Consider the following 10,859-nt stretch of genomic DNA (forward strand, 5'->3'; position numbering starts at 1 on the left):
GCCTGGCGGGCATGCGGCCACGGCTGGTCATTCCGGCGGGTGACGGCCCAGCCCGATCCACCCGACCCACCCGACCCACCCGACCCACCCGACCCACCAGACCCACCCGACCCGCGTCCTGCAACCCCCGACCCGCGCCAAGCGCGCGTCACACCGCCGGAAACCGTTCGATCAGCGCCGCGAACCGCGCTTCATCCGGAAACGCCGTCACTTCATACCGCACCGGCCGGTGCGCGGTGGCCGTCATCAGGTCGCCGCATGCGTCCCGCAGCACGGCCATCGGCACGTGCGCCGACTGTCGCGTCGCTTCACGGTACAGCACGACGATGTCCGTCTCGGGCAGCAGCGTCGGCACGCCGTCGCTCCATACGCCGACGCTGAACAGCTCGCCGTTCTGCCGCCGGTACACGGTGTACGTTGCCACGAAGATGTCGGTGCCGTCCCGCTTGTGCAGGCCGTCCAGCAGCGTCCGCTGATCCTGGTAATCACCGGCGAGTTCATCCACGCGCAGCGCGTGCAGCTTCGCCTCCAGCCCCGCCGGGATGAAATTCCGCCACGCGGCGCCGTCCCAGCGCAGCATCAGCGGCGGCAGCGGACGCGGTTGCGCGCGCGCCTGTTCGGCGAGTTCGACCATCGTCGCGAGCCCGGCCGCGTTGCGCTCGCCGGTGAGCAGCAGCACGGCGCGGTTCGGCGTCATCACGACCGGTGCGCCGGAGATCGGCTGGCGGTGCAGCAGGTCGGTCAGCAGCAGCCGCGCCGCGTCGTAGTAGTCGCCGAACTGCGACAGGAACACGCCGTCGCGCAACGCGGCCCATGGCGCCGACGACGCGCCGCGCAGGTTGTCGATCGCGATGTCGCACGCGTCGTCGAAGCTGACGCCCCATTCGGCGAGCCGTGCGCTCGTCAGCCGCGCGACGCTGAATTCGCCGTCGTACGCGATGCCGATCTCGAGGTTCTCGCACAGCGGCCGGAACGCCACCTCCGACGCGCCGGGCTGTCCGGCCAACTGCAGCGCGACCGCGCCGCGCTCGGTCGCGCTGCGGATCACGGGGCGCAGCCGCGCGCGGACGTCCGCGAAGTTCGCCGGAATCTCGTGCTGCATCATCGCGTTCGCCTGGCGCTTCAGCGTCGCTTCGCGCTCGGCCGGTGTCGCGGCCGCGTAGTCGCGGAACAGGTTGTGCAGGTTGATGATGTTCGACGGGACATCGGCTTGCACGAGACGGCCCTTGTCGTCCTCGTGAAGCCACTCGCGCGTGTCGCCGGTCGCGCGCAGCGCGGCGATCAGGCGTTCGGCGAAGTCCTGCCGCGTGGGTGGCTTGCTGAAGCGCTCGCGCAGGCGCGCGACGAAGTCTGAAAGCATCGTGTGCGGTCGGGCGGGCCCGCCTGTCATTGGTCTGTCGTTGTCATGGGCGGCGGCACCCGTTTCCCGGGGCGCCGCCTGCGGCCCGCGGATATCGGCCGGATATCCGTTGCGCGTCCGGCGGCCCGCGCGCCGGCTGCGTGGCGGCGCGGGTCCGCATCGGGTGCGAATCGCGTGGCGGGTGTCGCGATGGTACCGCACGTCCGTGACGGCGTCGTACGCGGGCGACCGTGGCCGGCTGGTGCGGGTCGGAGCGGGGCGGCGTCGGCCGGGGCGCCCCTGGAGCGACCCCGGAGCGACCCCGGAGCGACCCCGGAGCGACCCCGAGGCGGTCCCGAGGCGGTCCCGAGGCAGCACCAGGCAGCACCAGGCAGCCCCAGGCAGCCCCAAGGCAGCCCCAAGGCAGCCCGGGCAGGCGGCCGGGCGCATCGCCGGGGCCGCGCGGGCGCTGTCCGCGATCCCGGCGATCGGCCCGCGAGCCTTGTGCGGCGGGCGTTCGCGCCGATTGCGCGGCGTGCCGAGGCGGGCCGCTAGCCCGATTCTGGCGGTCGACCTCCCGACGACGTGTAAACTGCTGCCTTTTTTGACGGTTTGCAGCATGGTGCAAGCTCCCCCGCGCCCGACACTGAGCGGCCCGACGCTCGTCCGGCTGCTCGCGCGCCTGACCGATGCCGACGTCGCGGAATCCCGGCAGACGCTGTCGGACCGCCTGAGCCAGTGGCTCGGCTGGACCGACGCGATCACGTTGTCGTCCGCGCTGAATGCGAACCCGCCCGGCGTCGCGGCCGGCGTGCGCGGTTACGACGCCGAGCGCGACTGCGCGCGCGTGCGCCACGACCTCGCGCAGGCGATCACGGCCGCCCACCGCCCACCCACGCGGCGGCGCCCCGGCGAGATGCCGCCGCCGCCCGCCGACACGGCCGATTTCGCGGACTTCCGCCAGAGCTGCCTGTCCCTGCAGCAGGAGATGGAGACCGCGATCGGCCAGTTGCGCGGCCGCCTGCGGGTCGCGCTCGCCGCGCGCTCGTCCGGCATGGCGCGGCTCGCGACGCTCGACGCGATCATGGAGCGCGTGCTCGGCGCGCGCGAGCGCAGCCTGCTGTCCGCCGTGCCCGCGCTGCTCGCCACGCGCTTCGAGCGGCTGCGCGACGCGGAACGGCAGGCGCTGGCCGACGCGCAAGCGGCGGCCGATGCCGGTGCCGAGGGCGATGCGCCGTCCGCCGCGGCGATCGTGCCCGGCACGTGGCTCGACACGTTCCGCGACGAGATGCGAAGCATCCTGCTCGCGGAACTCGAAGTCCGGTTTCAAACGGTAGACGGGCTGCTTGCGGCCCTTCGTACCTGCTAATCGATACGCTATGTCCAGAATTCGTCTTGATCTCGTTGTCTTCATCGCCGGTCTGCTCGCAGTGTGCTGGATCGGTGTCGGCTATGTCGCGTCGAACCCGCTCGCGACGGCCGTCACGTTGCTGATCGGCGCGTGCTACGTCGCCGGTGCATGGGAACTGCTGCGCTACCGGCAGGCGACCGCCACGCTGTCGCGCGCGGTGGCTGGCTTGACCGAGCCGCCAGCGAAGCTCGACACGTGGCTCGATACGCTGCCCCCGGGCCTGCGCGCCGCCGTGCGTGCGCGTGTCGACGGTGCGCGCGTTGCACTGCCGGGCCCGGCGCTCACGCCGTATCTCGTCGGCCTGCTCGTGCTGCTCGGCATGCTCGGCACGCTGCTGGGGATGGTCGTGACGCTGAAGGGCACGGGCGCCGCGCTCGAAAGCGCCACCGACCTCGACGCGATCCGCGCATCGCTGATCGCACCGGTGAAGGGCCTCGGCTTCGCGTTCGGCACGTCGATCGCGGGCGTCGCGACGTCGGCGATGCTCGGCCTCCTGTCCGCGCTCGTGCGCCGCGAACGGATCGACGCAGGTCAGCAGCTCGACGCGAAGATCGCGACGACGCTGCGCGTGCACTCGTCCGCGCACCAGCGCGACGAATCGTTCCGGCTGCTGCAGCGCCAGGCCGATGTGATGCCGGCGCTGGTCGACCGGCTGCAGACGATGATGACGACGCTCGAGGCGCGCAGCGTCGCGCTGCACGATCGCCAGATCGAGAGCCAGCAGGCGTTCTTCGATCGGACCGAGCGCGCGTATGCGGGCCTGGCATCGAACGTCGGCGACGCGCTGAAGGAGAGTGCCGTCGAGAGCGCGCGTGTGGCCGGTGCCGCGCTGCAGCCGGTCGTCGCGGCGACGATGACGGGGCTCGCGCAGGAGATGGCCGCGCTGCGCGACACCGTGACGGGGGCCGTGCAGCGTCAGCTCGACGGGCTGACGGACGGCTTCGAGAAGACCACCGGAGACGTGACGGCCGTATGGAACCGCGCGCTCGACGAGCAGCGCCGCGCGGGCGACGCCGTCGCGCAGCAGTTGCAGACGACGCTCGGCCAGTTCACCGACACCTTCGCGCAGCGTTCGACGGACCTGCTCGACGGCGTCGCGACGCGCCTCGAATCGACCGAAAGCCGCCTGTCCGACGCATGGCGCGACGCACTCGCGCGCCAGGAACAGGTCGGCGAGACGCTGGCCGGCCAGCATGCGCAGGCGCTCGGCGAGGCCGCCGCGACGTTCGAGCGGCATTCGGGCGCGGCGCTTGCCGCGATGCGCGAGTCGCATACGGGGCTGCAGACGCAGCTGGCTGCGCGCGACGAGGAACGCCTGTCGGCGTGGAATGCTTCGCTCGCCGCGATGGCCACGAAGCTCGGCGATGAATGGCAGCGTGCGGGTGCGCACAGCGCGGGCCGTCAGCAGGAAATCTGCGACGCACTCGCACAGACGACGCGCGACCTGACCGCGCAAGCGTCCACGTTCGAACAACGCTCGAACGACCTGCTGTCGACGATCCGCGATTCGCACGCCGGGCTGCAGACGCAACTGGCCGCACGCGACGAAGAACGCCTGTCCGCGTGGAACGACTCGCTCGCCACGATGGCCACGAAGCTCGGCGACGAATGGCAGCGTGCGGGCGTGCATAGCGCGGGCCGTCAGCAGGAAATCTGCGACGCACTCGCACAGACGACGCGCGACCTGACCGCGCAAGCGTCCACATTCGAACAACGCTCGAATGATCTGCTGTCGACGATCCGCGATTCGCATACGGGCCTGCAGACGCAACTGGCCGCACGCGACGAAGAACGCCTGTCCGCGTGGAACGACTCGCTCGCCACGATGGCGACGAAGCTCGGCGACGAATGGCAACGTGCGGGCGTGCACAGCGCGGGCCGTCAGCAGGAAATCTGCGATGCACTCGCACAGACGACGCGCGATCTGACCGCACAGGCGTCCACGTTCGAACAACGTTCGAACGACCTGCTGTCGACGATCCGCGATTCGCATGCGGGCTTGCAGACGCAACTGGCCGCACGCGACGAAGAACGCCTGTCCGCGTGGAACGACTCGCTCGCCACGATGGCCACGAAGCTCGGCGACGAATGGCAACGCGCAGGCGTGCACAGCGCCGGCCGTCAGCAGGAAATCTGCGACGCACTCGCACAGACGACGCGCGACCTGACCGCGCAGGCGTCCACGTTCGAACAACGCTCGAACGACCTGCTGTCGACGATCCGCGATTCGCATACGGGTCTGCAGACGCAACTGGCCGCACGCGACGAAGAGCGCCTGTCCGCATGGAACGACTCGCTTGCCGCAATGGCTGCCGCGCTACGCGACGAATGGGCGCAGACGAGCGCACAGGCCGCGACGCGCCAGCAGGACATCTGCGACACGCTGGCCCGCACCGCGAACGACATCACCGCACAGGCGCAGGTGCACGCAAGCGACACGATCAACGAAATCTCGCGCCTCGTGCAGGCTGCATCGGAAGCGCCGAAGGCCGCGGCCGACGTCGTCGCCGAGCTGCGCCAGCGCCTGTCCGACAGCATGGTGCGCGACACCGCGATGCTCGAGGAGCGCAGCCGCCTGCTCGCGACGCTCGAGACGCTGCTCGGCGCGGTCAACCACGCATCGACCGAACAGCGCACCGCGATCGACGCGCTCGTCAGCACGTCGGCCGACCTGCTCGATCGTGTCGGCGCACGCTTCAACGACACCGTCGATGCCGAAACGCGCAAGCTCGATTCGGTGGCCGCGCAAGTCACGGCGGGCGCCGTCGAGGTCGCGAGCCTCGGCGATGCATTCGGTGCGGCCGTGCAGGTATTTGGCGAATCGAACGACAAGCTGCTGAACCATCTGCAACGCATCGAGGCCGCGCTGGAGAAATCGCTCGCGCGCAGCGACGAGCAGCTCGAGTACTACGTCGCGCAGGCGCGCGAGGTGATCGACCTGAGCATGATGTCGCAGAAGCAGATCGTCGAAGACCTGCAGCAGATCGCCGGACGGCGGGCATCGGTCGGAGCGTGACGCATGCATGACGAAATCGACGACGGCGCGCCGGCCGCGCCGGTGTGGCCCGCGTTCGCCGACCTGATGTCGGTGCTGCTCGGCGCGTTCGTGCTGATTCTCGTCGGCGTGATCGGCATGCAGTTGCAGCTCACGTCGAAGCTCGAGGAAGCGGTGCGCGCGCGCCAGCAGGAAGCGCAACAGCGCAAGTCGCTCGAGGAGGCGCTCGCCGGGCCGCTCGCGGCCGGCCGCGTGACGCTCGTGAACGGCCGGATCGGCATCAGCGGCAACGTGCTGTTCGCACTGAACTCCGATCAGCTGCAGCCCGAGGGCCGCGATCTGCTGAGGACGCTGGCCGGGCCGCTGGCCGCCTACCTGAAGACGCGCGACGAGATCCTGATGATCAGCGGCTTTGCCGACGACCAGCAGGTGCGCGCGGGCAACCGCCTGTTCACGGACAACTGGGAACTGTCGGCCAAGCGCGCGCTGACGGTTACGCGTGCGCTGATCGACGCCGGCGTGCCGGCGCCGTCGGTGTTCGCGGCCGCGTTCGGCTCCGAGCAGCCGGTCAGTTCGAATGCGGACGACGAAGGTCGCGCGAAGAACCGTCGCGTGGAGATCGCGCCGGTGCCGCGCAAGACCGCATCGAGCGGAGGGAAGGCGAAGTGACGGACGACGCGACGCATGTGCGCGCGACGCTCGACGCGTGGCGCGAGCAGGGCGCCGACCGGCTCGACCCGGTGCGCTTTCATCGGCTCGACGCGCTCGAGAAGCGCGCGGCCGCGCTCGACGGCGACGCGCGCGCGTTGCTCGATGCGCGGCTCGCGACGCTGCTGGAAGGTTTTGCTCGGATCGTCGCGCGAGCCGGCGAAGCGGTTGCCGCGAGCGCGCCCGACGCGCCGGCTCGCAGCCTGCTCGGCGGGCTCGTCGCGCAGCTCGCGCGCGATGCGCAGGCCGACCGGCGCGGCGTCGATCCCGAGCTGATCGACTATTTCCGCACGATGTGGTCGAAGGTCCGCACGGAACAGCAGTACCGGCAGTCGCTCGACCAGGTGCCGCGCAACGCGGGGCCGCTCAATTCGAACAGCCTCGTGCATCGGTCGCTCGCGACGATGCGCGAACTGTCGCCGGAATACCTGCAGCAATTCATGTCGTACATCGATGCGCTGGCGTGGCTCGAGGATCTGGCCGGCGGCGGCGCGCAGCCGGAGAAGGAAGCGCCGCGCGCGAAGGCCGCGAAACTGGCGAAGCCGGCGAGGAAGACCACGCGCACCAAGGCGCGATAACGCATGCTTTCAGCCGCGCCGGTCGTCGTCTAGCGGTTCGGCGCCTGCGCGTCGATCGCCCCGCGCAGCGCGAGCAACGCATCGGTCAGCGCCGTTGCGAATGGCGGATGCGCGGCGATGCCCGCCGCATCGAGCTGGCTGCCGAGGATCGGCAGCGTGATCGACGCGCGCTCGACGATGCACGCCGACATCACCGACAGCGTTTCCCGCAGCGCCGCGTCCGCATGCGTTGCGCGCGGCGACGCGTTCAATACCGCGACCGGCTTGTACACCACGGCTTCGCATCCCACGACCCAGTCCAGCGCGTTCTTCATCACGCCCGTCACGCCGTGTGCGTATTCCGGGCTCGCGATCAGCACGCCGTCCGCCGCGTTCAGCCGCTCGATCAGGTCGCGCACCGCGGCCGGCGACGGATATTCGGCGTCGGGATTGAACAGCGGAAATTCACCGAGACGATCGAAGCGCGTGATGCGCATTGCGCGCGGCGCGACGCGTGCCGCCGCATCCAGCAGCGCCGCGTTGTACGACTGCGCACGCAGGCTACCGCACAGCGCGACGATGTCGATGCGGCGTTCGGAATCGGTTTGGGGTTCGGTAGCCATCGAGGAGCGTGTCGGCAAGGGGCTTGCGCGGCGGCGTCGCGCGGATCCGATGGATTATCGCATCGGGCATCGGGCATCGGGCATCGGGTGCCGGGTGCCGGGCCGGCGTCGCGCACATCGTGCACGACCGGCCGGCCGACCGTCGCTGCCTCACCCCGCCTGCCGCGCCCCGAACGCCTGCTTGATCCGCGCGAACAGCCCGTGCTGCGCGATCCATTCCGCATATGCGCGATAGTCCGGATCGCGCATCAGATGCCGTTCTTCCGTCTTCGCCCGCGTGTAGTAGATCAGGTTGACCGCGACGAGCCCCGCGCAGTGCATGAGCCCGACCTGCCAGCCGAGCGGCTCGACGAACGGCACCGACACCATCCAGTACGACAGGTTCTTCGTGATGTACGCCGGATGCTTCGTGAAACGATACGGGCCCGACGTGATGATCCCGCGGTTCGTGAGGTTCGAGAAACGCAGTCCGAACGAGATCGTCGACAGCGCGTAGGTCATCAGCAGCAGGATGATCACCGCGCCCCAGATCACGCGCAGCGTCGGCGCGGACAACAGCCAGTTGTCCCAGAACAGCGAGCCTTCGTAACGGATGTAGTTGTTCGAGAACAGCGACCAGAACGGCTGGTAGCACATCAGCGCGGCGACCCAGCCGAGCGTGGTCGGCTCGACGGTGCGCACATGGCTGTCGAGGATGCGGAACGTGCACAGGTAGCCGACGGTGCCGAACATCAGGTCCATCGTGAACGACAGGTCGTACAGGAACACGAAGGTCGCGATCGTCATCGGCGCGTTCATCGCGTGCGTGAGCGACGCGCTCAGGTGATCGGCGTCCTTCGACAGGTAGACCGTCATCAGCGGCAGGAAGAACGCCTTCACGCCCCAGCCGGCGAGCATCTCGCGCACGGGCTGCCAGCTCGCGGGCTGCTCGCGACGGAACAGGAAGCGGCCCCACAGCAGGTACGCGTCGTCGGTCTCGCGCTGGTGGCGATCCATCCACGCGAAGTAGAACGGCGCGGCGACGATCACGTACGGCGCGAGCGAGCGCAGCAGCGACCAGAACGGCAGGTAGAACGCGCCGTGATATTCGGGCAGCAGCCAGTAGATCATGCCGATGCCGGCGTAGATCGACGTCAGCGCGCCGAGCCGCGTCGCGACGCGAGCAAGCCCGAGCGGGCGCACGGCCTGCCGCGACAGGCCCGCGCTCGGGCGCAGGTAGACGCGCGAGATGAAGATTTCGTGCAGCGCGATCGTGCCGATGATCGCGAGGCTGGCGACGACCGCGCGCGTGGCGGCGTCGAGGGTCGGCTGGTCGCGCGTGATCCACAGCGCGAAGAGACCGGCCGCGATGCCGAGCAGGCCGGCGCGGAATGGCGTGGCGGAACGAGGCGGGCGGGCCTGGACCGCGGCGATGCCGTCGAGTGTGGAATTCATGATCGGATCCTCGTCGGGATGAGGGCCGGCGCCCCCGCTTGGCGGGTGGCGCCGGCCGTCGGCCGGGCTTTGGATTGGTATGTGCCCGGCCATTGGCCTGTGGTTCTGATAGGTGAAGCGTTACTTCTTCGGGGTGGCGCCGAGCAGGCCGCCGAGCAGGTTCGTCACCGGCGCGAGCAGGTTGTTTGTGCTGCCCGCCGCACCGGTCGAGCCGCCGGTCAGGCCGGCCGTGACGGTACCGCTGCCGGACGGCGTCGTCACCGTGCCGGCCGCGCCGCTCGGGCTGGCCGTGCCGACCGCGCCGAGCGTGCCGGCCGCCGACGTCAGCGAGCCCGTCAGCGTGCCGACCGGGCCGTTCGTCAGCGCGCCGCCGAGGTTGCCGGTCAGGCTGCCGCCCGGCGTCGTGACCGTGCCGGTGAGGCTTGTGCCGAGCGGCGTCAGCGAGTTGACGAGACCGGTGACCGGTGCGAGCAGGCCGCCGACGCCCGAGCCGCTGGTGCCACTCGTACCGCTCGAACCGAGGCCGCCGAGCGCACCCGTCACCGTGCCGAGCAGGCCCGTGACCGGCGCGAGCGGGCCGCCGCTGGTGCCACTGGTACCGCTGGTGCCGCCCGTGCCGCTCGAACTGCTGCCGCCGCCGAGGCCGCCCGTCAGCGTGCCGAGCAGGCCGGTAATCGGGGCGAGCGGGTTGGTGCCGCTGCTGGAACTGCCGCTGGACAGCAGGCCGCCGCCCGACGCCACCGTGTTGCCGAGCTGGGACACGCTGCCGCCGGCGCTCGTGCCGACCGGGTTGCCGGTCGTGCCGCCGACCTGCGAACCGGCGAGGCCGAGGCCGCTGCCGAGCGTGCTCAGCAGGCCGCTGAGCGGGGCGCCGAGCATGGTTGCGCCGCCGAGCGTCTGCGTGGCGCCAGGCGTCGTGACACCGCCGGTCAGCGTGTTCGTGATCGGATTGATCACGCTGCCGAGCTGCGTCTCGAGCTGCTGCACCGGCGCGCTGTTCAGCGCCGTGTTCAGCGCCGATGCGGTCGAATTGACCGCGGTGCCGGCCGTATTGACGAGACTGCCGACCAGGGTCGTCGCCGGCGCGAGCGGCGACAGCGGACCGGTGCCGAGGCTCGTCACTGCATCGCCGAGGTTGTTGACCGCGCCGCCGGCGCCGGTCAGCAGGCCGGTGGTTGACGTGAGCGTCGGGCCGAGCGGGTTCGGCGACACGCCGATCGAGCCGAGGCCGGCCGCGACGCCGCTGCCGAGCGACTGCACGCCGCTGCCGAGGCTCGTGACCGCGTTGCCGATGCTGGTGGCCGTCGTCGGGTTCGTGCCGGGGACCTGCACGCTGCCGACCTGCGTACCGCCGTTCGCGACCGTCGTGCCCAGTCCCGTGACGAGCGTGCCGGTTTGCTGCAGGACGTTGCCGAGCGGGGTGACGCCGGTGCCGGAAGTGCCTGACGTACCGGAGGTGCCCGACGTGCCGGAGGTGCCTGACGTACCGGAGGTGCCTGACGTACCGGAGGTGCCTGACGTACCGGAGGTGCCCGACGTACCGGAGGTGCCTGACGTACCGGAGGTGCCTGACGTGCCGGAGGTGCCTGACGTGCCGGAGGTGCCTGACGTACCGGAAGTACCCGACGTACCGGAAGTACCCGACGTGCCGGAGGTGCCTGACGTGCCCGACGTACCGGAAGTACCTGACGTACCTGACGTACCGGAAGTACCCGACGTACCAGAGGTACCCGACGTACCGGACGAACACGAAGTACAGGACGAGCAGGAAGAGCAGAACCTACCGGACGAG

The 10,859-nt window shown here is 70.4% G+C and carries 8 protein-coding genes and 1 pseudogene; 5 read left to right on the top strand and 4 right to left on the bottom strand.

Annotated elements, in window-relative coordinates; all coding sequences use genetic code 11:
* Positions 1-148: 148 nt before the first annotated feature.
* Positions 149-1,360, bottom strand: coding sequence for a hypothetical protein (locus DIE15_RS34230; RefSeq protein WP_124835625.1), 1,212 nt, complete (start codon positions 1,358-1,360; stop codon positions 149-151).
* Between the two features lie 598 nt (positions 1,361-1,958).
* On the opposite strand from DIE15_RS34230, the gene DIE15_RS34235 reads away from it, so the two are divergent.
* Genes DIE15_RS34235 through DIE15_RS34250 form a run of 4 tightly spaced genes read left to right on the top strand, consistent with a single transcriptional unit; the run spans position 1,959 to position 7,031 of the window.
* On the top strand, positions 1,959-2,708 hold the full coding sequence (locus DIE15_RS34235) for a DUF3348 domain-containing protein (protein ID WP_124835626.1): 750 nt from the start codon (positions 1,959-1,961) through the stop codon (positions 2,706-2,708).
* Between the two features lie 10 nt (positions 2,709-2,718).
* The gene (locus DIE15_RS34240) at positions 2,719-5,766 is read left to right on the top strand and encodes a DUF802 domain-containing protein (RefSeq protein WP_124835627.1); all 3,048 of its coding nucleotides are present in this window, start codon (positions 2,719-2,721) and stop codon (positions 5,764-5,766) included.
* Between the two features lie 3 nt (positions 5,767-5,769).
* Complete coding sequence (locus DIE15_RS34245; protein WP_057925806.1) at positions 5,770-6,414, top strand: OmpA family protein; 645 nt, start codon at positions 5,770-5,772, stop codon at positions 6,412-6,414.
* Positions 6,411-7,031, top strand: coding sequence for a DUF2894 domain-containing protein (locus DIE15_RS34250; protein WP_124835628.1), 621 nt, complete (start codon positions 6,411-6,413; stop codon positions 7,029-7,031). The genes DIE15_RS34245 and DIE15_RS34250 overlap by 4 nt, the downstream gene beginning before the upstream one ends.
* Positions 7,032-7,060: 29 nt before the next feature.
* On the opposite strand, the gene DIE15_RS34255 is transcribed toward DIE15_RS34250, so the two are convergent.
* From DIE15_RS34255 to DIE15_RS34265, 3 genes are all read right to left on the bottom strand, one after another.
* Positions 7,061-7,633 carry an NADPH-dependent FMN reductase gene (locus DIE15_RS34255; protein ID WP_124835629.1) on the bottom strand — a complete coding sequence of 191 codons (573 nt, stop codon included), beginning with the start codon at positions 7,631-7,633 and terminating at the stop codon, positions 7,061-7,063.
* A 150-nt stretch (positions 7,634-7,783) separates the two neighbouring features.
* Positions 7,784-9,067, bottom strand: a complete 1,284-nt coding sequence (locus DIE15_RS34260) for an isoprenylcysteine carboxylmethyltransferase family protein (RefSeq protein WP_057925803.1) — start codon at positions 9,065-9,067, stop codon at positions 7,784-7,786.
* A 120-nt stretch (positions 9,068-9,187) separates the two neighbouring features.
* On the bottom strand, positions 9,188-10,399 hold the full coding sequence (locus DIE15_RS34265; RefSeq protein WP_221624187.1) for a collagen-like triple helix repeat-containing protein: 1,212 nt from the start codon (positions 10,397-10,399) through the stop codon (positions 9,188-9,190).
* Between DIE15_RS34265 and DIE15_RS38070 the strand changes: the two are divergent.
* A pseudogene (locus DIE15_RS38070) lies at positions 10,353-10,859 on the top strand (highly repetitive protein); the annotation flags it as partial. The gene DIE15_RS34265 and the pseudogene DIE15_RS38070 sit on opposite strands and share 47 nt — an antisense overlap.

It is taken from the genome of Burkholderia sp. Bp9031 (assembly GCF_003857965.1).
Classification (GTDB): domain Bacteria; phylum Pseudomonadota; class Gammaproteobacteria; order Burkholderiales; family Burkholderiaceae; genus Burkholderia; species Burkholderia ambifaria_A.

Coding starts and splice junctions, on each gene's coding strand:
- DIE15_RS34230 (WP_124835625.1), bottom strand. CDS start 1,360: ATGCTTTCAGACTTCGTCGCGCGCCTGCGCGAGCGCTTCAGCAAGCCA.
- DIE15_RS34235 (WP_124835626.1), top strand. CDS start 1,959: ATGGTGCAAGCTCCCCCGCGCCCGACACTGAGCGGCCCGACGCTCGTC.
- DIE15_RS34240 (WP_124835627.1), top strand. CDS start 2,719: ATGTCCAGAATTCGTCTTGATCTCGTTGTCTTCATCGCCGGTCTGCTC.
- DIE15_RS34245 (WP_057925806.1), top strand. CDS start 5,770: ATGCATGACGAAATCGACGACGGCGCGCCGGCCGCGCCGGTGTGGCCC.
- DIE15_RS34255 (WP_124835629.1), bottom strand. CDS start 7,633: ATGGCTACCGAACCCCAAACCGATTCCGAACGCCGCATCGACATCGTC.
- DIE15_RS34260 (WP_057925803.1), bottom strand. CDS start 9,067: ATGAATTCCACACTCGACGGCATCGCCGCGGTCCAGGCCCGCCCGCCT.